This is a genomic window from Sphingobacterium sp. BS-2, from assembly GCF_046161205.1.
Taxonomy (GTDB): domain Bacteria; phylum Bacteroidota; class Bacteroidia; order Sphingobacteriales; family Sphingobacteriaceae; genus Sphingobacterium; species Sphingobacterium mizutaii.
This window is the reverse complement of sequence record NZ_JBIXGO010000010.1, coordinates 328849-353763: the sequence shown is the minus strand read 5'-3', so window position 1 is coordinate 353763 and position 24915 is coordinate 328849. Positions and strand designations below refer to the sequence as shown.

Here is a 24915-nt window from a genome sequence, read left to right as displayed (position 1 = left end):
AAGTCGCGCAAAAACGATGTTCGATTAATCGAACATCGTTTTTGCATTACCCCTATATTGTTTACCATCCATGCTAAAATAATTCATCCCCGCTAGGGATGTATGGCGGATAAAATATATTCTCCAGATAAATAAATATAGCTCTAAATACCAAGAAACACAGATTTAACAAACGTGTCATTGGTACGCAAGAAGGATCTCGGAACTATTCAAACCTTCCATTTATTCTAAAACAATAATAATTCCATTGGCGAACAGGTCCTACACCGAAGGTGTAGGATGACAGGTTATGACGCTGACGACACGTACAGATTCTTCACTAATCGTTCAGAATGGGAAATGTCCAAGAGAGGGATTCAGAGCACAGCGAAGAATCTATTTTTTTTATTTTTTTCAAGGCAGGCTGTCATCCCGAAATCGTAAGATGAGGGAACTATTTTTTTTCGTTATAAACCCTCATAAAGGGTTTTTACAATAAATTTTCACCCACGCTGTGGGTTATCCTCTTGACGCTTCTCCCTTCTATAAAGATTCCACCCCCTCTGGGGGTTTTCTATATTCCAATTCTCGCTTCTATAAATATTTCACCCCTGTTGGGGACTCCCCAATTCCCAACATTCCTTAGCATTTTACCCTCAACCAAATCCCTCTTTTCAGATGTAATTTTTTTAATGCAGTTCTTTAGACTGAAATAAATAATTGCATATTTGTTTTTTGACTGACATTTGTTAATTTGGTAAAACGGATTAGCGAAACCTAAACACAAAAAATATTAATAAACTCAAATATGATTAAACATTGTTTATCCAAGATTTCTCTTCTGCTAATATTGGTAGCGGTCCTGAGTTCTTGTCAACAAAAACGATCTGGAAAGCCAAGGGTATTGGTTTTCAGTAAAACTGCAGGTTTTCATCACAATTCTATTGAAAAGGGCAATGCAGCCATTCAAAAATTAGGTCTAGAGAACGATTTCGTCGTGGATACCACTTCGAATGCAGATCGATTTGTTGAGGATTCTTTGAAGAATTACTCAGCAGTTGTATTCTTAAATACATCTGGAGATGTCTTAAACAATTATCAAGAAGCTGATTTCGAGCGCTATATTCAAGCTGGAGGTGGTTTTGTTGGAATCCATTCGGCGGCTGACTCTGAGACGGATTGGGGTTGGTACGGTCGTTTACTGGGCGGATATTTTGGTTCTGAGCCTGAATTGAAACAGGGAAAGTTAACCTTGGTCGACAAAAATCATCCTTCAACAAAAGGTCTTCCTGATCCTTGGGAAATTACAGATGAATGGTACACGTTCAAGAAACAACCTGAAGGGTTGAAAATCTTGATGACCGTTGATAAATCTGTTTTCCCGAATAAGGATGAAATGGAGCAAGCTCCAGTAGCTTGGTACCAGGAATATGATGGTGGACGTTCATTCTATACCGGACTGGGACATGAGGATGCTGAATATTCTGACCCGAATTTCTTGAAGCATATCCTTGGCGGTATCCAATATGCTATCGGTAAGAACTATGAACTGGATTATAAAAAAGCAAAGACTTTACAAGTTCCGGCTGCTGATCAATTCAAGAAAGTTACTTTGGCAGAAGGAGAATTCTTCGAACCTACTGAGATGGCTATCTTGCCTAATCTAGATATCTTGATTGCGCAACGTCGTGGAGAATTATTGCTATATAGCAAAGAAACGAATAAAGTGACCCAAGTTGGGCTATTGGATGTTTATCATAAAACAGAGGTTCCAAACGTCAATGCAGAAGAAGGCTTTATGGGCTTGACCGCTGACCCTGATTTTGCAAAGAACAATTATATCTATGCTTATTACAGTCCGAAAGATACTTCAGTAAATAGGCTTTCAAGATTTGTCTTTAAAGACAATAAATTGGACATGGCTTCTGAGAAAGTGGTTTTAGAATTATATTCTCAACGTGATATCTGTTGTCATACAGGTGGTTCATTGGCATTTGGTAAGGATAGAAATTTATTTATTTCTACAGGAGATAACTCCACACCATTTGATGAGCCAAACCAAAAATATGTGAGCAACGGATTTTCACCTAAGGATTCAAGGGAAGGACATGAGCAATATGATGCTCAACGTTCTTCTGGAAACACAAATGACTTACGTGGAAAGGTATTGCGTATCACAGTGAAAGAAGATGGTACTTATGATATTCCTGCAGGAAACTTATTCCCTAAAGGAACCGAAAAAACTAGACCAGAGATCTATGTAATGGGTAACAGAAACCCTTATCGAGTTTCCATTGACAAGAAAAATGGATTCTTATATTGGGGAGAAGTTGGACCAGATGCCAATAAAGATTCTTTGAACAGAGGACCTCGTGGCTATGATGAGGTTAACCAAGCCCGTAAGGCTGGTTTCTTTGGCTGGCCGTATTTCGTAGGAAACAATTATGCTTACCATGCTTATAACTATGAGACTGGAGAAATGGGTGCTGCATATGATCCGAAGAAGCCAATCAATGATTCAAGGAACAATACAGGTTTAAGGGAGTTGCCAGAGGCTATGCCGGCATTTATTTGGTATCCATATGCTGAATCACCTGATTTCCCTCAAGTAGGTTCTGGCGGTCGTAATGCGATGGCAGGTCCTATCTATTATACCGATATGTTCCCGCAAGAAACCCGCTATCCAGATTATTACAATGGTAAATTATTTATCTATGACTGGATTCGTGGATGGTTCAAAGCAGTAACGATGTTGCCTAATGGTGATTTCGATAAGATGGAACCATTTATGGGCGGTGTTAAGTTCAATAGCCCAATTGATATGGAAGTTGGCCCAGATGGTAAGTTCTATGTATTGGAGTACGGAAGTGGCTGGTTCAGCAAGAACCCAGATGCAGGTATTTCAAGGGTCGATTTCGTAGCAGCCTCGGCAGATCATGCTGCCAATAAAGGAGCTGATGGCGATGCGAGCGTGGCAGGACCAATGGGTCACCAACAAGGTAGCAAACCTAAAGGTGAGGCTTTGATTGAAGCATCAGATTGTAAGGCTTGTCATGCTGTGGATAAGAAGTCTGTAGGACCTTCTTATGTGGAGATCGCCAAACATTACAAAGACAATAAAGATGCCCATAGCATCCTTGTGAAGAAAATCAAGAATGGCGGAAGTGGTGTCTGGGGCGAAGTAGCGATGGCTGCACACCCGAACATGAAAGATGCTGATCTAGATGAAATCGTAACTTGGATTCTATCGCATAAATAAGAATTAGTTGAAACTACCCTGGTTTATCAGGGATATAAGAAATTGGAGTAGCTGACTGGCTGCTCCTTTTTTTATGGGGGAAAGGGTGGGGCGATAAGAAGTATTTTGCAAAAGGATGATTTTTTGCTTAGGTAGGCAACCCCCAGCGGGGGTGGAATATTTGTAGAAAGGTAAATCGTTAAATGTATAACCCACAGCGTGGGTGAAATATTTTTTAATACATCTTCGTTACCGGCATAAAACAATAAAAAATAGTTCCCTCATCTTACGATTTCGGGATGACACCGATTCTTAAAAAAAACAACAATGGATTCTTCGCTGCGCTCTGAATCCCTCTCATGAATATCCAATTCTGAACGATGAGTGAAGAATCTGTACGTAAATGTCCACTACATTTTGTCATCCTCTATCGAAGATAGAGGACCTGTACGCTAATGCAATTATTATTGTTTTAGAATAAAAGGAAGGCTTGAATAGTTCCGAGATCCTTCCTGCGTCAGGATGACCCCGGAAATAAAATGAAAGGGTTATAGGATTAGTTCCAGGTCAACGTGCCATGTTTGCATATACCGCTAATGATCTTGGTCTATTAATCCTGTGCCGGGTCTCGACGGATATCGAGCGGTGCCGAGATGCCGCTCGACCATCGGAAAAGATCTTGGTCCTTTGAATCCTGTGCCGGGTCTCGACCTTCGGAAATGATCTTGGTCCTTTAATCCTGTGCCTGGTTTCGATGGATATCGAGCGGCATCTCGGCTTCGATAACCGTCGAAGGGAATCCTGGTTCAAATCCATGATGCGGGCGTATGCGATACGCCCCTACGAATTTTGGTGAAATTATTGTTGAATATAATGCCAACAATGATCCTGTGCCGGGTCTCGACTGCGCTCGACCATCGGAAAAGATCTTGGCCTATCCTCTCATCCCGTACCCCGAGCGGAGCCGAGGGGAATCCTGGTTCAAATCACCAGGCCAATCCAATATTCCATTTTATCCTTAATAAATTAATTTATCCCCCAAAAATATATTACCCCAACAATCCCTTTTTTACTTCTTAATATGAACATCCGTTTGTGGGAATGGAATTTCGATTCCTGCTTTGTCTAGGTCTTCTTTACATTGGATGATCAATTGTTCCTGCATGGCCCAGAAGTTTTCGTTGGAGGTCGTGACGCGGACAGAGAGATTAATGGCACTATCTCCTAATTCGGTGACCACCACATCTGGTGCGGGTTCTTTAAATGCAAATTCATTTTTTGAAACGGTATCCAATAATAATCTTTTTGCAGCCTTTAGGTCGGTATCATATCCAACACCGATGTTGAACCAGGTCCTACGGGTTCCCAATTCAGAATAGTTGGTGATATTGCTATTGGAAAGCTCGCCATTGGGGATAATGACCAATTGGTTTTGCGGAGTTACTAATCTGGTATTGAAAATATCGATGACTTTAACGGTTCCATCCACACCGGAAGATGAGGAGATATAATCGCCAACCCTAAATGGTTTGAATAACAGGATCAACACTCCACCGGCGAAGTTAGATAGGGAACCTTGCAAGGACATACCGATTGCTAAACCAGCCGCACCAATCACTGCAATAAAGGTTGATGTCTGAACCCCTAATTGACTGACAACAACAATAAAAAGCATGATTTTCAAGACCCAATTCAATAAGTTGCCCAAAAAAGTTCTGATACTAGGGTCAACATCACGCTTTTCGAAAATCTTTCCTAAAAGTTTTCCAAAAAGTTTGATGAGCCATAAGCCTAAGAAAAGAACAATTGCGGCTGAAATCAAAGAGCTCAATAATACTGGCGCGTAAGCAATTGCGCTGTCAATAAATTTTTCCAATTTGTTTTCAATACCATTCAAATTTGCGTCTTGCATTTTTTTCTGTTTTTGTTGTGCGTATTACTAGTAAAATATTCAGTTATGAAACATAAGATGATCCCTTACAGGGAACAAAAGAGATCCCATGCTTAATCACCTCGAAGCGTTGAAGATAGTATGGGATTGGATGCAAATTAAGAATGCTAATTTGCACTTGTTTTTAATAAATGTGATACAAAGGTACTGAAAAATAAACTAATAAGCAATATTAGCGTCGGATTGCTGAATTATTGCAATTTTTTTGAAATTATCCTTACTTTGCCTGCACGCTGAAAATATGAAAAACGTTAAAGCATTCTATAACCCTGCGCAACTCTTTACGTTCAGTTTTATTATGATCATTTTGACTGGATGTTTATTGTTGATGGCGCCATTTTCAACTCAGGTTCCTATCAATTTCATCGATGCACTCTTTACAGCGACCAGTGCGGTCTGTGTCACTGGATTGACCACCTTAGATACCGGGACTGCATTTACCCCAATAGGCCATTTTATTATTATCCTATTGATCCAGATTGGAGGACTAGGAATCCTAACCTTTACCAACTATTTCGCTTATTTTTTCAAGGGAGCAAGCACTTATGAAAATCAAATCGCTACCAGTAATTTTTCTAATAACGAGAAATTAGGCGAAGTCTTTTTGATGCTGAAAAGGATTATCATTATTACTTTTTCCATAGAGCTGGTGGGAGCTATCTTTATTTTTCTTTTTACCGCAAAATTGATGGATCAATCCTTTCTGGAGCATTTGTTCTTTTCGGTCTTTCATTCGATTTCATCCTTTTGTAATGCTGGATTCTCCGTAGTGCCGGATGGCCTGACCAATCCTTTGGTGATCCATAACTATGCATTCCAGATGGTCCTGATCATATTGATTATTTTTGGTGGATTGGGATTTCCTATTGTTATCAATATATTGAAATACCTAAAACACGTATTCAATCGGATTTTCAAGAAAATAGCATACAGGGAATTCGATTATAAGCCTTGGGTGATCAATATCAACAGTAAGATCAATTTGATCACGACATTGAGCATTACAGTTTTTGCCACGATATTGATCTTTATATTGGAATATGATAATATCTTGGTGACACATGAGGGCATAGGGAAGTTTGTGACAGCACTGTTTACGGTGGTATCACCGCGTACGGCGGGTTATAACAGCATTGATTATGGATCATTGCATATCTATAGTATTTTGTTCATTATCCTATTGATGTGGATTGGTGCGTCTCCAAATTCAACAGGAGGTGGTATCAAGACCAGTACCTTTGCGGTTGCTGTATTGAATATCTTGAGCTTGGTAAAAGGAAAAGAAAGGGTAGAGGTATTTCAAAGAGAAATTGCCGGGATTACCATTAAACGGGCATTTGCCATCATGACTTTATCACTCTTTGTGATTGGTTGCTGCATAGTTTCCATTTCCGTTTTTGATCCTGAATGTACATTGGTTGAAATCGCTTTTGAATGTTTTTCCGCCTATAGTACAGTGGGATTGACCTTAGGGATTACAGCAAAGCTATCTGCTGGGAGTAAGATTACCCTGATCATACTGATGTTCATAGGTAGGGTGACTATGCTGACCATCATGATTGCCATGTTCAAGAAAGTGAAATTCACAAATTATAGATACGCAAAAGAAGAACTTACTATAAATTAAGCAATGAAATTTATCATCATAGGATTAGGGAATTTTGGAGCCTCATTGGCCATGAAACTAACCGCCCAAGGTAATGAGGTGATTGGGGTGGATTTGAGACTGGAGCGAATTACCGCATTAAAAGAAAAAATCACACATACCATTGCACTTGATGCTGCCGAACCGAGTGCTTTCCATTCTTTGCCCTTGAAAAATACCGATGTGGTCATCGTAGCCATAGGCGAGGATGAAGGCGCGAATATCATGGTCACGGCATTGTGTAAAGAAGCACAAGTGAAGCGATTGGTGAGCCGGGCAGTAAATGCTTTGCATGAAAAGGTATTGAACGCGATCGGCGTAACGGAAATTGTACATCCCGAAGAAGAGACTGCAGAGCGCTGGTCGAAGAAGCTCTGTCTATCGGGTCTGGTGGATTCCTTTGAATTAAACGCCAATTATAGTATTGTAGAGGCTATTATTCCCCAGCAATATGTCGGAAAAACCATACAGGAAATTGGCTTCAGGGAAAAATACGAAATCTTGGTGCTAACTATCCTGAAAAGTGCTGAAAGAGATACCCTATTTGGGAAAAGTAGGATCGTCACAACGATTTTGCATGGAATTCCAAAGCCTGATACCATGTTACAGGAAGGTGAAATTATTGTGATTTATGGAAGCAATAAAAACATTAAGGAATTCTTGAAATAGGATTGTTTTTTGTTAAATACAGGATTTTATGAGGGATGTTTTGCATCCCTTTTTTTGTATATTGAGGCTTGGCTGAAATAAGATTTTGGATTATCGGCAAAGAATATTCTAGCGTTTCAGTTCTGTTATTAAAAACGCTAATATATTGCTATATGAAAGTTATTTATTCAGTATGATTTTAGTTTTGTTAATTTTTTTTAAAATGATAAAATAATTTTAGAACTATATGGCAATTTTATGGTTTAAATTAATAAAAAAGAAGTTATAACATAAGTAATAACTATCTTGCATTAGTTATTAATCTACCAATATTGTATGAGCATGCCTATTGTCCCGGAAAATGAATCGGAGCGTTTAAATATCCTATATTCTTTTGGACTGATTGCTATTGGGAAAATGCCGGAACTCGATGTATTTGCTGAACTGGCATGTCGAATTACGAATTGCCCATCATCTATAATTGCCATTATGGAAAAGGACCAACAGCGAATACAAAGCTGTATTGGTCTTGATTTAGAAACGGTAGATCGTAAGAACACGGTTTGTCAATATACCATATTGAGTGAGGAACCTTTGATGATCGAGGATACCTTTTTGGACCCTAGGACTGCCAATAATCCACTTATCATAGCGGGACAGATCAGGTTTTATGCTGGTGTACCTCTATTGGACGAACGTGGCCATGCATTAGGGACACTTTGTGTCATCGATTACCATCCGAAAACCTTGAACCAACAACAATTAAAGGAACTTCAGGACTTAGCTAAAGCTGCCCTATCGGTGCTTTTGGCAAAAAGAAAATTAAACCAGGCTGGTTATTTCAAAGATATCCTTTCTGTGACGCAGAACATGATCTGTGTACTGAATGAAGACTTTACGATAAAGGAAGTAAATCCAGCGTTTGCAGATCTGCTGCAGATTCCAATCTTAGCTTTCAGTGACCTTCCTTTTTTAGAAGTCTTGAAAATTAGGGATAATAAGATCGCATCGAAAATAAAATCAGTTTCCAATTCAGATTTAGAAGTCATGGTGCAAACCCAAACTGCACTATCAGAGGAAGAATCGGTAACGATAGATTGGCATCTGAAGCATGGGCAGGAGAATAAAGAGATTTTCGCATTTGGCAGAAATATGACCAAGGAAAATTCAGAAAGGGTCAAGCTTGAGGTCTCCGAAAGACGCTTTAGGAATTTCTTTGAAAATGGGATTGGTTTGACCAGCATGCATGATATTCATGGGAATATCTTGGAAGTCAATGAGAAGGGTAGACAAGTCCTAGGTTATGAATTGGAGGAGATTCCTAACTTAAACCTTAGGGATTTAGTACCACAAGAAAACAAATCGCTCATACAGCCTTATTTGGACAGAATCCTAAAAAACGGAGAGGACTCTGGTATGATGGTCTTGAAGAAACGGACTGGAGAGTGGATATATTGGTTATATAACAATATGCTGGAGAAAGATCAGAATGGGAAGAAGTATATTGTCAGCTCAGCATTGAACCTAACGGATAGAATTAAATTAGAGAAGGATCTGGAGCATACCAAACAGATTCTCGAACAAACCAATACCGTAGCACAGGTAGGTGGATGGGAAGTGGATGTGAAGAAAAATGAAATCTATTGGTCCGACTCTACCCGTTTAATCCACGGGGTATCAGAAGATTTTGAGCCCAATATGGAAAATGTGTTCTCTTTTTTCGATCCTGCTGAGCGAGAATTTATTGAGGGTAAGTTTGCTGAAGCCATGGAGACTGGGCATTCCTATGATTTCGAAATGCTGATGAGAAAAGCTAATGCTGAACAAATATGGGTCAGGATTAAAGGTATTCCGGAAATTATCGAAGGTCGCTGTGAACGCGTATTTGGGATTATACAGGATATCGATCAGAGCAAGAAACTATATTTAGATATCGAGTTAAAAGAAGCGATGCTTCAAACCTTTGTCAAGCATGTTCCGGCTGCAGTAGCCATGTTTGATACTGATCTTAATTATTTGGCTCTCAGCCAGCAATGGATTGAAGAATTCCATCAAGGTCAGAATTCGGAAGGGAAGAGGAATCTCTTTGAGCTCTTTCCGAATGTTCCAGAAAGTAGGAAGCAGATCTATCAGCGTGCATTGGAGGGAGTCCCATATAAAAATGTGGATGAAGTTGTTCAGGTCGAGGGAGCTGCAGAAAACCAACACTATAATTGGGAAGTCAGACCATGGCGAATTTCTGACCAAACCATCGGGGGTATCATCATTTTCTCACAGAATATCACAGAACAGGTTGAGAACAACGAGGAATTAAGAAAGGCGAAGCAGCTTGCCGATCTAGCCAGTAAGGCTAAATCAGAATTCTTGGCTAATATGAGCCATGAAATCAGGACCCCATTAAATGGGGTAATAGGCTTTTCCGATCTTTTATTGAAGACCCCACTAAACGATTTACAAAAGCAGTATTTAAAATATGTCAATGAATCCGGCAGTAATCTACTGGCGATCATTAATGATATCCTGGATTTTTCGAAGATCGAATCTGGCAAGCTTGAATTCTATATCGATCAATACAACCTGTATGAATTAGTAAATCAGGTCATCCATGTGATCCTTTATCAAGCCCAAAATAAAGATATTGAGCTTTTGCTGAATATAGAGCAAGGTTTGCCAACCATGATCTATATTGATGAATCTAGGGTTAAGCAGGTCCTTATCAATCTTTTGGGGAATGCGGTAAAGTTCACTGAAAAAGGGGAGATCGAATTGCGGGTTGAGGAAACTTATAAAAATGAAGAAAAGGTAGGTTTGCGTTTTACAGTTCGAGATACCGGAATTGGAATCCCAGAGGAAAAACAGCAACGGATATTTGACGCCTTTATCCAAGAAGACAGTTCGGTTAGCAAACGATTTGGTGGAACTGGATTGGGATTGACGATTTCCAATAATATCTTGAATTATATGGGTAGCAACCTGTCCTTAAGAAGTCAGGTTGGCGTAGGTTCAGAGTTCTTTTTTGAGATAGAAGTACCTTATGAAAATCCCATTGAGGCTGAACATAATTTAGCGGTTCAGACAGCATTGATCGTGGATGATAATGCAAGCAATAGGTTGATATTAGAGCACATGCTGGCGTATAAAGGTGTAGAAACCGAAACGGCTGAAAATGGTTTTGAAGCCTTGCAGCTGCTATCTATTGGAAAGCGATTTGATGTGATATTGATGGATTATAGAATGCCAATCCTGAATGGACTGGAAACCATTTCTAAGATCAAGGAATTGTACAAGCAAAATGTTGAGGATTTACCCATCTTGATCTTGCATACGTCATCTGATGATGAAGAACATATCGGACATTTCCGCCAAGAACCAAATTCTTTTATTCTAACTAAACCCATAATTTCTGAAGATCTATACCGGATCTTAAGAAAAGATTCAGAAAGCAATAAATCACTTAATGAAGCGCAAGTTGCAGAGGGCAATGAGGAGGATAAGGTTTTCAACAAGTCCTATCAAGTCCTGCTTGCTGATGATAATCCAGTTAACATGGCCCTGAATAATCGCTTAATCGAGAATATCCTGCCTCATTGTAAGACAGAATGTGTAGAGAATGGGAAATTGGCAGTGGAATCTTGTGAAAAGAAACATTTTGATCTGATCCTAATGGATATTCAGATGCCAGTAATGGATGGGTTGGAAGCAACCAAAAGAATTCGGGAGATTAAGAAATATAAAAATGTACCCATTATTGGGATTACTGCAGGGAATGTAGTGGGCGAAAGGGAAAGATGTTTACAGGTCGGTGTCAATGATTTTCTGACCAAACCTATCAAGGTTGAGACCTTTAAGGATGTGGTTTATGGATCCCTGCTCAAGGCAGCAAACAAAAGCCTATCTAAAATAAATGAAGTAAAACATATTGATTTCGATGTGATTGAAGAAGCCACAGATTCTGATCCTGAATTTAAGCAACAGTTTTATGGATTGATCATTCAAGAACTGCAAATGCAGGAAATGGACATCAAGCAATTGATAGCAGACCACGATGAAAATCTATTAGGTCGAGTTTTGCATAAATTGAAAGGAACTTCGGGAAGTGCCGGATTAACAGAATTGAACCATATGTTGGTTGAATTGGAAAGTCAGTTTTCTAGAGGGATTGAGGTATGGGAACATTTGCCCCAGGTATTAATAGAGGTAGAGATATTACAAAAATTATTAATTGATATAAAGGAGTAAAGAAATGGTTGTGTTATTAGCTGAAGACGATGAATTAATCCTCAAAACTATCGAACATAAACTAAAAAAAGAGGGTTACGAAGTTATTTTGACAAGGAACGGAATGGAAGCGATCGATCTGTTGAATAAAGAAGCGATCGATCTTATTATCAGTGATATCATGATGCCATTTGCATCAGGAATTGAAATCCTTTCCGAACTGAAGAATTTAGAAAAGAGGATCCCTATTATCATGCTTTCCAGTATGGGACAAGAGGAGACTGTTCTGGAAGCCTTTGATTTAGGAGCATCAGACTTTATGGTCAAACCATTCAGTCCCAATGAACTGATCATTCGAGTAAATAGACTGCTGAAATAGCCTATGGAAAAAATGTTTACCCTTCATGAGTTGACATTAGGAATTCTAACCATATTGATTTTGGTTTTCCTATTTACGCTTGGCTTACTGATCTATAGTTTCCGAGCATATAAGCTGGAAATCAATAGAAAATATTGGAAGAATATGTTGAACGAATACTTGATGCAAGTAATCGTGGAGGGGAACCATAAGGATTTATATATTGATCCTAATTTATCGGAATTGCTTAAACATGAGAATTTCAGGCGGTTCTTCTTGGGGCAACTCATAGAAGCAGATCGTAAGTTTTCTGGAGTTTCTGCTGCTGTGCTACAAAAAGTCTTTTATTCGTATCAGTTAGATCAAGAATCTTATAGTTTACTCAGAAGCTATAAAGGGCATTTAATTGCTCGTGGAATTCAGGCTTTGACGATTATGAACGTTCGGGAAGCCTTACCCGAAATAGAATCAAAACTACAGCATCGAAAAATGAATGTGCAGCATGAGGTGCAATATGCTATGGTTTATTTCAATGGTTTTGAAGGTTTGTCCTTCTTAGATTCAAGTGAGGGGATTCTTTCAAATTGGCAACAGTTGCGGATTTTGAACAATATTAAATCTTTACCCAAAAATGCCGTTGAAAAGATAAGCAAATGGTTGGGTTCCAATAATCCATCGGTTTTGCATTTTGCCTTGAAGCTGGTTCGTAAATTTCAAATTTTCGAGTTGCATGATCAGGTGATCAGTCTCTTGGGAGATGATAATGAGCAAATAATAAAAGATGCCATAAAAACTCTTTTCAGTTTGGATTCGCAAGATACCTCCAAGCTATTGGCGATATATTATGGCAAAATGCAAGAAGACCTACAGCTTGAAATCCTCAAGGGATTTGGGCAGACGAGGGCCTTTGATCAATTAGATTTTTTAAAATCGAACTTAATGGAAAATCCTTCCAATCGGGTTAAGGTTTCTGCAGCTGAAGCTCTAGCGAATTTGGGAGAATTTAAATATTTAATAGACTTAAGTAATCAGTTGGCTCCTGAGGATCCTACTTTGATGGTTTTAAATCACGCTCTTCAGAAAAAATCCTAATTATGGCGGAAATTATCTATGTAATCATAGTTTGGTTATTCTTACTTTATTCCATTGGAATTTTCAGTGTATACACCTGGATTGCTCTATTTTCCTACGGAGCAGTTCTGCGCTATAAGCATGGAAATATCTTTACGGATTATTCCATAATTGCTTCCAATCCGAATGCACCAAGTTTCAGTTTGATTGCTCCTGCCTATAATGAGGGGATGACCGTGGTGGAAAATGTTCGTTCATTACTATCCATTTATTACCATAAACTGGAGATCATTATTGTCAATGATGGTTCTAAGGATGATTCTATGGAAAGGCTGATTGAAGCATATCAATTAGAAAAGGTTTCCTATATCATTCCTGGAAATATACCGACCAAAGAAGTACGGCAGGTTTACAAGAGTAAAAACCCGGCATTTAAGAAATTAATAGTTGTCGATAAGGTCAATGGTGGTAAGGCAGATGCCTTAAACGTAGGGATCAATATTTCGAAGGCTGAGTATATCGTCTGTATTGATGTGGATTGTATCATTGAGCAGGATGCTATTTTGAGGTTGGCTAAACCATTTATGGAGCAGACTGAAAAGCGTTTAATAGCTTGTGGAGGAACAATCCGCTTAGCGAACAATTGTAAGATTGAGAAGGGGAAGGTCGTTGAGGTTAATTTGCCAAAGAGCTGGTTGGGTAGAAGTCAGGCATTGGAATATATCCGAGCATTTGTATTAGGGCGAATGGCCTGGTCCAGAGCCAGTGGCTTGATCTTGATATCAGGTGCATTTGGAGCCTTTGACAAGGAGATTGTGCTTGCAAGTGGAGGTTATGATCCGAAGACCGTAGGCGAGGACATGGAGCTTGTGGTTAGGATGCGCAGGTACATGAAAGAGAATAAATTGCCCCATCAGGTTATTACCATTCCCGATCCATTATGTTGGACTGAGGTTCCCGAGGATAAGGCTGTTTTGAAAAAACAACGGAACCGTTGGATGCGTGGGACCATGGAAACGCTATGGAAACACAGGAAAATGATGTTCAACCCGCGTTATGGCAAGATGGGGATGATCAGTTTACCTTATTGGTTCTTTTTCGAGTTTCTAGGTCCATTGGTTGAATTTTCAGGTTATGTTATTTTCTGGATATTTCTTTTTATGGGTCTTTTGAATTGGACTTTTTTCTTTGCCTTATTTGCTTTAGTCCTGTTTTCAAGTATTCTCTATTCAATTTATGCCATTTCAGTGGACTTGGTCAGTTATCAAGTCTATACGAAACGAAAGGATTTGACCAAATTAATCCTGACGGCAGTAATTGAGCCCTTTTATTTTCATCCCATAGTCACAATGGCAGGAATCAGAGGAATGGTCGATTACTTCAAGAAAGGCCATACTTGGGGCGAGATGACTAGACAAGGATTCTCGGATCAAGTCCATGAAACCTTCAAGGAGAAGGCAATTCGGATAGCAAAATCCATGTTCCGTGAGTTCAGTTCCGTAGCCAGTGTTTTTATGATCCTGATTTCGGTTTTCAGTATATTGGAATACTTTATTTACAGCCATAATATCCAGCAATTCAGTGGGCTGGGTCCATTCTTTGTGCTGTTGTTGAACAATGTGCTGATTGGATTTGTGATCCTTGTCCTTTTCTTTGTGATTTATGCTATTCTAGCAATTTTAAATAGGAATCTGTCCAGGATTGCGCTTCATACATTGGCGAGTTTGATTTTAGTCTCACAACTTGTATTGGCTTTTTATTTTGCAGAGTCCAGAAATTTATTGGGTACCGATCTATTCTTTTATTCTGCAGATGAGTTAAAGAATATCTTGTTGGCAAGTGGGGTGTTGAATTGGTTAAATGTGTTGATCCTAATTCTTGGTTTAGGCCTTTTGTTCCTTGTATTCTATAAATCGAGTAAGCGTTTCAAAGGTTCCGGTAAATTGGCAGCAGTATTTTTGGGATTAGCGATCCTTGCCTTTGGTTATCTAACGATTGGGGGAGAGGTGAAGAGCTCTGCGAAAAATGAATTTCTGGAAACTGCTGAAAGAAGTAAACTTGGGTTTTTTATGGAAAGCAATGCCAAGTTGTTACTGGAGGATATCGAGGAAGGATTAGGTATGGGTTCATCTACTGCTAGCTATGCTCAAGTTTCTGGGGAATTCCCTTTTATGAGAGTAGACCAAAGCAAAGATTTGCTTGGACCTTTGTTCCATAAGAGCGATTCTGTACCAAATCTGGTCATTATCATCGTGGAGGGACTGGGAGAAGCCTACAGTAATCCAAATGGCTATATCGGAGACTTTACACCATTCTTAAGTTCATTAAAGGATAGTTCCTTGGTTTGGGATAATAACCTAAGTTCTTCTGGAAGGACCTTCTCTGTACTTCCAACGCTACTTGGTTCATTACCTTTTGGTAATTCAGGATTTTTGGAATTAAAGGAATATCCGCAGCATTTTAACCTGATCAATATTCTTAAGCAGAACGATTTCTCGACGGCTTTTTTCTATGGAGGAAATGCTGAATTCGACTACATGAGCAAATATCTGAATGCCAATGGAATTGATCGATTGGTAGATGAGAAAAGCTTCCCAGAAGGTTATAAGAAACTCCCGAGCAGTAATGGTGAAAGTTGGGGCTATGAGGATCAAGCGGTGTTGGATCAATTAAGATTGGCCGATCAGACGCAGAATAACCCACATTTCCATATTGCCCTGACTTTGTCTACCCATAATCCTTTTCTGATAAACGAGGAGGCTAAGTATGCTGCCATGTTTGATCAAAGAGTGCAGAAGATAAAGTTGAACAATATCCAAAAGAACTTTGCCCTAGAAAATAGAAAGCAATTGATCTCGGTATTGAATGTGGATGATGCTTTGAAGAATTTCTTTCAGGCCTATCAACAGCGCGGTGATTTTAAGAATACTATCTTTATCATTACTGGAGACCACAGTATGCCTGAGATTCCATTGCAGAGCAAGATAGATCGTTATCATGTGCCTTTGATTGTCTATTCGCCTTTATTAAAGACAAAGAGAAGGTTCCAAAATGTAGTCAGCCATTTTGATCTTGCCCCATCCATTCTAGCTTATTATAAACAGAATTATCAATTGAAGATTCCGAATGAAGTAACTTGGGTAGGACAGGGTTTGGATATTGGGGCTAGCAAAAAAAGCTTAGGGATCCCCATTATGCAAAGTAAATCGCAGTTGATTGATTTTGTTTCTGCGGAACTACATTTGAACTCTGGAGCTGTATATAAAATAAATAAGGACCTCAGCGAAGATAGGATTGATAATAAAACCAGTGCAGAAGAACTGAGCCAAAGGTTTGAGGCCTTCAAAAAAATGAACAGGCAATTTACCTCAAAAATGAAGCTATTGCCTGACAGTGTTTTTACTTCTTATTTTAAACGATAGATTTTAGAATCTTCTTCTATAGCCAACGGTGAAATCAACCTGATTGTCCCTAGTTTTTGGTTTATATTCAACATTATAATAAGTTGATGAGATGTTGAATATATTCTTGGATTTTATGCTGAAGTTGTAGTCTAGTCCAGATTTAAAAGTTTTCAATTTATAGAGGTTGTCAAATAGCATGAAATCTCTGTTTTGATCGGGGCTGATACCTGTTCCCACGATAAATCCTAGATAATCATCCGAGCCCTTTGTGTAATATCTAACTGTAGCTGCATAAGATTGAGAGATATTGTTTTCACTTGGGGTCAGGTAAGTTCTGGCATTGAACCAAAAGTTTTTATAGTATTTACCGATAGATGCGGTGTACATCCAAACATTATCAGTGAATTTTAGTTGCCTGAAACCGACCTCTGCCTCAAAGCTTGCCGGAAGGTTGGCATAAAGGGATGCTGCGGTTCTGAATTTTGGGAACAATCCTGTGCTGTTTGAGTAACCTGTTCCTAGGTACATATAGAACATTTTGGAAATGCGGGGGTAGGCCTCTAGTTCAAATTGAGTTCCATTGCTTCCGAATTTGTTTGCCAGGTTTGCCCTGAAAATAAATGATCCAATTGGAGTGCCTCTTTTATAGCTTAAGGCTATATTGTGCCAATTGTCTTCAAACTGCTTGTCAAAATACATCCAGTTGTAAGTGACACCGACCTCATTGATGCCTACCTGTTCTTTAATGGCAATTTGAAGGGTTCTGGCATCTGCATTTTTAGGGTCAATTTCCAAGATTTCATCTAAAGTTGCTTTAGCCGTCTTATAGTCTTTGGTACTATTCGCGATTTTGGATTTTAACAAAAGAAGATCCATTGATTTTGCATCATAGGTCAATCCCTTATTGACGATTCGGAGTGCTTCAGGATAATTGTCCTCCCAGTATTCAAGGGATCCAAAAGCAAAATAAAAATCAGGATCTTTGGTTTCTTTGATCTCAAGTTGCTTGAATACGATTCGAGCAGAGTCGATCTTGTCCATCCAAGTATATAACCTTCCCAAAAATACAGAGATATCAGTATAATCGGGGCTTTTTGCTAAGGCTGTTTTTGCTAAATTTACTGCAGCGGGGTAGTTTTTGTTGTCAAATGCTTCTTTGCGAGCGGCTTGGAACAACTCATCAGCATTCAAATTGCTTTCCTGAGCATATAGCTCCTGCATACCAAAACTCAAAAAAAAGACTAGAATAGTTAATAGTTGCGTTTTTAGATTCATAAGTAGATTGACTCGATAGAGAACAAAGGTAATCTCTTTAAATGGATTTATGTCTAAACAAATAGATTTTAGGATAAAAAAATTATCACAAATTGTGAACATAACAATAAGTTTTGGGGTTTGGTTTGTTTTATTTTTCTTTAGGGTATAAATTAACCATCAAATTAAAGATTTAAGGATGAGTCTAGAATTGATAATCAAAGGTGTGATCGTTGGCGGGATGTTTCTGCTGGCCTTTCTAAATTTTAGTAATGCCATCCGGGTAAATAGAAAAGCAAATATTTGGTTTGGCTTTTTTGTTTTATTATGGTCTACCTTCTGGTTAGATGAAATGATTTTTCCAGATAATGTATTCCCGAATATTTCAATCAATATCATTTTCCGATTTGTTCAATTCTTAGTTCCATTGAGTTTTTTAATTAGCGTTTTTTATTACACAAATCCACAATATAAATTAAAGAAGAAAGACTACTTGTTGTTTTTATTACCACTAGTCTTTCTTTGTGTTTTAATAATTGGGAAGGGGAATCCTCAAGGATATAATAAAACGATATTGATGATGTTGTTTTTTGTACAAGCCTTGTTGTGTACTGTCTTAGCCTACCTCAAAGTAAGGAAACATCAAAAGGTCATTCAATCCTTTTCTTCCAGTACTTTAAACATTGATTTGCGCTGGATAAAATACATTATTTACAGTTGCATAATTTCTTCGATTCTAATTCTGATCTATAACCTATTATTTCCTGAAAGTAACCTCAATACCATTATCAATATGTTTTTCTTGGCTGTATTCTATTTAGTGGCATTTTATTCAATGCGTCAAGGGGAAATTTATCCTAAAGGGATCGATGTAGAAGAAACCTTGGATATGGCTGATGAGGATGAAGGGGATCGAACTGAACTAAAAATTAAACTCTTGTCAGATGAAGAGTTGGCTGTTTATAAAGAAAAATTAAGTCAATTGATGATACAGGAGGAGTTGTTTTTAGATAGTGAACTTAATTCACTGAAATTAGCAAATCACTTAGGGATAACGATCCATCAATTATCCTACATTATTAATTCTGGGTTTGGGATGAATTTCTTTCAATTCATCAATAGGTATCGAGTAGATAAAGCGAAAGAGTTATTGCTAGATGAAGCAATGATGCCCTATAATATGATTTCAATTGGCTATGCTTCAGGCTTTAATTCCAAGACTGCCTTCAATACCGTTTTCAAAAATATTACTGGACAGACACCTTCTGAGTTCAGAAATTCCAGGAAATAGCAGTTTTTCAATATTTAATTGGTACTAATTTATAAACTTGAACTTGTAAAGTGTAGAATATTAGTGTGTTATATATGGATAGGCTTTTGTTGTTCTGATCTATAACTCAAAACATAATGAGCTTGGTAAACTATTAATTTGGCCCTTGAACAGATTCATTTTAAGGGTAAATAAATTAGTTTATGAAGTATTATCAAGAAATAGCTATCAATGCAGATTTAGAATTGATTGAAGAATTATTGGTTCGATATGATCATATTAAGGTTTGGGAAAGAGGGTTTGAAATCTATAAGGAATTGATAGTGGACCACAAAGAGAAGTGTATTACGCATTGGGATATCGATAGAAATATAGATTATACTTATCGGTTGAAGGATAACATACTCGGAACAAAGTTGTGTTTAGAAGCGATATGTCTGGAGGATGGAATTGATTGGGATGTTATGGGGATTCAAGTGTATATGCAAAGAGCTTTAAAAGGGATAAAAGAAAGAGCAGAGGAAAATTAATTCTTCTGCTCTTATTGCTTAGTTCAATTAAATAGAATCTTTATTAAGGTTGGTAAACCTGTAGGCTAATAAAGGATTTCTCCGTGTTAGACCTGTAAATTCTTTGGGTATTTTTTTGGTAATCGGATTCTTTTGAATCATTGTAAAGATCCATAAACTTACCAGGGTTGATGTCCAGCATTGGGAACCATGATCCTTGAACCTGTACCATGATACGATGACCTTTTTTGAAAGTGTGGAATGCATCCGTAAGGTCAAAATTCAACTTGGTAGCTTGATTAGGAACCATTGGCTCTGGTTTCTCCAAGCTATTTCTGAATTTAGCACGGATAGGATCGCCACGTAATAACATCTGGTATCCTCCCATTTTAATGTTCTGAGGGTTTTCCTTAGGGTCTTTACTGTCGTTTGGATAAACATCGATAACCTTGACAATAAAGTCTGCGTCGGTTCCCGATGTTGAGGCTACTAAATGAACACCGATACTGCCGGCAATCGTTAAGTCCTCTTGTAAAGGCTCAGAAACATAAACCAGGACATCTGGTCTTCTGCTTGCGAACCTCTGGTCTTCAACCATCCAATCATTACCGAACCTTGTGGTAATTTCTTGGGTAAAAGGAACTGGCTTCTTTGGGTCGTGGATAAATTCATCAAAGTTATCACCGTCCGTTTTAGCATTTTCAGCTAGCTCGCCGTTAGGATTTAAATACAGATTTTTAGTTTGTAGCTCTTTTGGTGGCCATTGATCCAAATTATGCCATTTGTTTGCTCCGGTATTGAAAGCCATAACCTTTGGAAGGTCCATAGAACCCTTTCCTTTTAGGTGATAGTTGTAGAATTTCAATTCCAATTCCTGACGGTAGTACTCACCAGTATTGCTATCCCAATAGATATTAGCAGAACGGTCACCTTTTTGTGATGACCAGCTGCCATGGTACCATGGGCCTAAGATCAGGCGGTTGGAGGTGTTTTGACTTTGACTCTTGATGCCTTGGTACACATAAAATGGTCCACGGATATCCTGTGCATCAAACCATCCACCAACAGTCATAACCGCTGGTGTGATGTTCTTTAAATGTGGACGAACATTTCTGGATTTCCAAAACTCATCGTAAGTAGGATGGTTTCGGTATTCCTCCCAGTGGATGTTTTCACCTTTGAAAAAGTTTTTGTTCAGGTTGGAAAGCGGTCCCTGGCGCAACCAGAAATCATATCCGTCTGGAGTATCGTATTGCATGTTTCCAGCTGGATACTTTTTCAATGGAACTGGTCTCTTCACTCCAAAATTGTTAATGAAATTGATGTTATGTGGCATCAGAAATGCACCATTGTGGACCATGTCGTCCCCTTGCCATAGGTCTGCCATAGGAGCAGAAGGCATTGCGGCTTTTAAAGCAGGGTGGGCATCAATCATTCCGGCAACCACATAGAAGCCAGGATATGAGCCTCCGTAAGTGCCTACTTTTCCATTGTTGTTCTTGATGTTTTTGACTAACCAGTCGATGGTGTCGTAGGTATCCATGCTCTCATCCCATTTTTTTGGATCAGCTTGATTAGGTGCCATCCAGGTAAATGTTCCTTCGGACATAAATCTGCCACGTACATCTAGGCGAACGAAGATATAGCCTTCGCGAACCAGTTCCATGGAAGGGCCAAAACGACTGCTAGGGTAATTTTCCTCACCATAAGGTGCGCAGCTATAAGGCGTACGCATCATCAAGAAAGGGTAGTTTTCTTTTTTGTCCTTTGGACTGTAAACTACGGTGAATAATTTTACACCGTCGCGCATGCCGACCATATACTCCTTTTTATCGTAATGTTCGCGGAAGTAAATGGAATCTTGATTGATTGCTTGGGCAATGGATTGCGAGCAAAAGATGCCAAGCAAAAGGAATAGACTAACCGTCCATTTCCATAATATTGATCTAGCCATTATTTTAGGTATTTGTCAAACCAAGCTAATAACTCCTTGTTGTTGTGTAGCCTATTTTTTGGCTGAGCCATTCCATGGCCTTCATTCGGATAACGAACGAATCGAGTAGGGATACCTACTTTTTTTAGGCCGATAAAGAATTCTTCAGCTTGGGTAATTGGAACATCCATATCGTTTTCACCATGGACGATAAGGGTAGGAGTCTTCACTTTGTTGATGTGAGCCATCGGAGAGAAGTGCCATAAGAGGCTATAATTATCCCAAGGCATGCCATTGAATTCAGTCTCAATCAGATCAGGGTAGATCGAGGTACCATAGAATGAAATCAGGTTGCTGACCGATGCGCTGGTTACAGCAGCTTTGAAACGATCGGTTTGGGTAACTACCCAGTTCGTCATAAATCCGCCATAAGAACCACCGGTTACCCCCATTCTATTTTTATCCAAGAATGGATATTTTTCAAGGGCATAATCCAATCCTTTCATCAGGTCAAGGTAATCTCCACCGCCCCATGCTTGGTAGGTTCCGTCAGAAAACTTCTGTCCGTAGCCTGTTGAACCTCTTGGGTTGATAAATACTACCGCATATCCCTTTCCAGTCAACACTTCTACGATATCGGTATAGCTATAACCGAAGGCGCCGTGAGGACCACCGTGGATCCGTTGGATAACCGGGATCTTGGTACCAGCTGGAACATTGGCAGGATAAGCAATAAACCCTTGTACATTGACTCCATCATGCGATTTGAACCAGAAGCTTTCTTTTTTAGAAAGGTCTTTGTCTTTTAACCAATTGCTGGATTCGTTAGTCAATTGGGTGACTGTTTTGCCTTCATTATCAGATATGTATACTTCATTTGCTGAATTGAAGTCCGACATGGTAAAGGAGATTCTCTTGTTGGATACATTGACAGCTCCAACGCTAGCTTCCTTGTCAATTACTGGAGTAAAGGTTTTGCCATCGATACTTCCTTTGTACAAGACACGTTTGCCATGTCTTGGGAATCCGAAGTAGAAATGCTTGCTGTCATCCATCCATTCGCCACCGCTTAGTCTTTCATCTAAGTCTGTGGTCAGGCAAGTAACCTCGCCATTTGCTACCTGATATAAGTAAAGCTTAAGGTCTTCAGGAGAACTATCTTTTGTATTTAGTGGGCGGATAGTTGCTGGATAAAGGATGTATTTTCCATCGGGGCTCCAATTCGGGTTATGTTCAGTACCAATGGTATTGGTAATCTGTTTTACGTTAGAGTTGGAGATGTCGACAATGAACAGGTCATTATTGTAATTGTTGTCCGGATCGGATGTGTGATTGGATACGTAAGCAATCCTTTTTGAGTCTGGTGACCAAGTCAAGGAATGGCTGTCGAATTTATCATCGGTCAATACCTTTACATTGCCGGATGCTACTTCCACCAAATGGATTTTCGTCAATACATTATCCGAGAAGGAAGTTCTGGATTTGTAGAGGATCCTTTCGATAACCTTAGGGGCAGCAGGGTCGATTTTGACCTGTGCTTTTTCGGCATCTGCACCTACGTAAGCGATATATTTTCCGTCAGGACTCCATGCATAATTCTTCTTAGCTGAGTGGCCTAGGAAATGGTTGCTCGAATATACTGGAGCAACAAATTTAGGGGTATTATCGCCAGTTGTAATGTAGAATATTCCCGATTGGCCATTGATATTGCCGCGGAATGCCAATTTAGTTCCATCAGGAGACCATTGTGGATCGCTGACTTGGGTAGCAACGGTTTCTTTCTTGCCTGATTTGATATCAAGGATAATCAATTCAGATTGTACTTTATTGGCTTCCAAATTGGTTTTTGCTTGAACATAAGCTAACTTTTCACCATTTGGAGATAATGCTTGCCCAGCGATGGATGGCATAGAAAAACTCGTTTCTTCTGTTATTTTTTGTTGGGCTTGAAGGGAGCTGCCCATATATACAGCTCCCATCAATAATAGATATTTTAACTTCATATTACTTTACTTTTTTGATGTTATTTATTTTTATAAAGGTCCCAGTTCACCTCAGCTTGCGGCAATGGGAATTGGGTAAATACTTTTCCTTTATCATAAGTCGCATCAATTGCTTCATTCATATTGGTATATAAAAGACCTGGTCCTGTATAGCGTCTTACGTCTACCCAGCGGTGACCTGCAGGTTCAGCCCAAAGAGAATACCTGCGTTGGTAAAGGATTTCTTTCAATAGGCTGTTTTTGTCTGTAGGACCAGTGTATTTGCCAATGTTAGCTGCTTCGCGGATAATATCGATGCTAGCCACTGCATTGCTGGTTTGTCCTAATTGTGCTTGCGCTTCGGCCTTGATTAGGATCAGTTCTTCGTTTTTGATAAAAGTCACCGGCAGGGTATTGGTCGGATAGCGGTTGTCTTGGTATTCACCGGTTAATGCCACGGTAGAAGTGGTAACTACGAAAGGCGTAGTCATTTTCAGGAACTTCTTGGCAACACGGCTATCCCCAGGAGTCGCATCGGCGATCAGTCCGGGATTCACGACCCTTAGGTTTCCAGGGTTTGGAATATTTAAAGCCATAAATAAGGGGTTGTTCAGGTCTGCTCCACTACTGAAGGTATGTTTAGGACCTTCTTCTAAATTTCCGTTCTCAGCGATGAATGAACCTGATAGGGCATCCAAAGCTCCTTGCCAATCTTTGCGATAGATCGCTAGGCGGGCAGAAATGGCACGGTTAACCTTTGCCAAGCCTGCAGGATTGTTGTAACCAGAAAATCCAGCGCTTAATTTAAAAGGAAGGGTAGTACCTGCTTTTTTAAGATCCTCGAAACCTGCGTCCAATTGAACTTTGATGTAATTCAGAGCTTCATCATAGGATACAAAAGGTCCAGGGTTCAACTCATCTTTAACATCCACGCGGATACCGTTTTGGTAAAGCCAGTTGGCAGGAATCATGTATTGGTAACCCATGATTGTCTTTGTAAAACCTGAAACTGCAGCTTTATCAGTTTCATTCATTTTGTCGGTATTAGCCAAGGCATCCAAGATCAAGTTTCCCTGGTTGATGGCACCGTAGGGAGAGGCATAAGAACCACCACCTGTTGTTCCGTAGCCGAAGACGTTGGAGTTAAGGGTATAGTCATTCAATCCTAACCATTCGGTCATGTTACGGGTATCGGAAGAGTTCAATAACCAGATTTCACGACCTAAGCTCGCCCAACCATTCGTTACGTTGGAGACATAATCACGGTGTCTAGATTCTAAGCCTGTCACTAAATATTGGATTTGTTGTGGAGTTGCATTGTTATTGACCGAAGCAACCGATGGGTTGTTTGGGTCTATCATAGGCTCGATGTCAAACGGATTGCAAGAAGCTAGCAAGCAAACTGACGAGAGCATGAATATGGTGTTTTTTAATGTTGTCGTTTTCATGATAATG

General features: G+C 39.3%; 14 protein-coding genes. 9 read left to right on the top strand and 5 right to left on the bottom strand.

From position 1 onward, the window contains the following. The first annotated feature begins 787 nt into the window (after positions 1-787). Entirely contained in the window at positions 788-3238 is a 2451-nt protein-coding gene (locus ACK2WI_RS04510; RefSeq protein ID WP_409149929.1) for a ThuA domain-containing protein, read from the top strand. Between the two features lie 1048 nt (positions 3239-4286). Here the strand turns inward: ACK2WI_RS04510 and ACK2WI_RS04505 are convergent. Beyond that, on the bottom strand, positions 4287-5129 hold the full coding sequence (locus ACK2WI_RS04505) for a mechanosensitive ion channel family protein (protein WP_409149928.1): 843 nt from the start codon (positions 5127-5129) through the stop codon (positions 4287-4289). Positions 5130-5409: 280 nt separating this feature from the next. Between ACK2WI_RS04505 and ACK2WI_RS04500 the strand changes: the two genes are divergently transcribed. The 6 genes from ACK2WI_RS04500 (at position 5410) to ACK2WI_RS04475 (ending at position 16530) form a co-directional block, all read left to right on the top strand. After that, positions 5410-6795: a potassium transporter TrkG gene (locus ACK2WI_RS04500; protein ID WP_312697396.1), complete on the top strand. Its 1386-nt coding sequence runs from the start codon at positions 5410-5412 to the stop codon at positions 6793-6795. A gap of 3 nt (positions 6796-6798) precedes the next feature. Next, entirely contained in the window at positions 6799-7482 is a 684-nt protein-coding gene (locus tag ACK2WI_RS04495; RefSeq protein ID WP_093095542.1) for a TrkA family potassium uptake protein, read from the top strand. Positions 7483-7797: 315 nt separating this feature from the next. Then, positions 7798-11700, top strand: coding sequence for a response regulator (locus ACK2WI_RS04490; RefSeq protein ID WP_409149927.1), 3903 nt, complete (start codon positions 7798-7800; stop codon positions 11698-11700). A gap of 4 nt (positions 11701-11704) precedes the next feature. Beyond that, a complete protein-coding gene (locus ACK2WI_RS04485; protein ID WP_312697398.1) occupies positions 11705-12058 on the top strand; it encodes a response regulator in 354 nt (117 codons plus the stop codon). A 3-nt stretch (positions 12059-12061) separates the two neighbouring features. Then, positions 12062-13129, top strand: coding sequence for a HEAT repeat domain-containing protein (locus ACK2WI_RS04480; protein WP_093095547.1), 1068 nt, complete (start codon positions 12062-12064; stop codon positions 13127-13129). Between the two features lie 2 nt (positions 13130-13131). Continuing rightward, complete coding sequence (locus tag ACK2WI_RS04475) at positions 13132-16530, top strand: sulfatase-like hydrolase/transferase (protein ID WP_409149926.1); 3399 nt, start codon at positions 13132-13134, stop codon at positions 16528-16530. Positions 16531-16533: 3 nt separating this feature from the next. Here the strand turns inward: ACK2WI_RS04475 and ACK2WI_RS04470 are convergent, their stop codons facing one another. Further along, positions 16534-17733 carry a YaiO family outer membrane beta-barrel protein gene (locus ACK2WI_RS04470; RefSeq protein WP_409149925.1) on the bottom strand — a complete coding sequence of 400 codons (1200 nt, stop codon included), beginning with the start codon at positions 17731-17733 and terminating at the stop codon, positions 16534-16536. A 232-nt stretch (positions 17734-17965) separates the two neighbouring features. Between ACK2WI_RS04470 and ACK2WI_RS04465 the strand changes: the two genes are divergently transcribed. After that, complete coding sequence (locus ACK2WI_RS04465; protein WP_409149924.1) at positions 17966-19057, top strand: helix-turn-helix domain-containing protein; 1092 nt, start codon at positions 17966-17968, stop codon at positions 19055-19057. Positions 19058-19239: 182 nt separating this feature from the next. Continuing rightward, positions 19240-19566 carry a hypothetical protein gene (locus ACK2WI_RS04460; protein ID WP_093095554.1) on the top strand — a complete coding sequence of 109 codons (327 nt, stop codon included), beginning with the start codon at positions 19240-19242 and terminating at the stop codon, positions 19564-19566. A 43-nt stretch (positions 19567-19609) separates the two neighbouring features. Here the strand turns inward: ACK2WI_RS04460 and ACK2WI_RS04455 are convergent, their stop codons facing one another. From ACK2WI_RS04455 to ACK2WI_RS04445, 3 genes are read right to left on the bottom strand one after another with little or no spacing between them, the layout of a single operon-like run. Then, the gene (locus ACK2WI_RS04455; protein WP_409149923.1) at positions 19610-21499 is read right to left on the bottom strand and encodes a CocE/NonD family hydrolase; all 1890 of its coding nucleotides are present in this window, start codon (positions 21497-21499) and stop codon (positions 19610-19612) included. Then, on the bottom strand, positions 21499-23481 hold the full coding sequence (locus tag ACK2WI_RS04450; RefSeq protein ID WP_409149922.1) for a prolyl oligopeptidase family serine peptidase: 1983 nt from the start codon (positions 23479-23481) through the stop codon (positions 21499-21501). Before ACK2WI_RS04450 ends, ACK2WI_RS04455 begins: the two co-directional genes overlap by 1 nt. A 20-nt stretch (positions 23482-23501) precedes the next feature. Continuing rightward, a complete protein-coding gene (locus ACK2WI_RS04445) occupies positions 23502-24908 on the bottom strand; it encodes a RagB/SusD family nutrient uptake outer membrane protein (protein WP_409149921.1) in 1407 nt (468 codons plus the stop codon). Positions 24909-24915 lie beyond the last annotated feature (7 nt).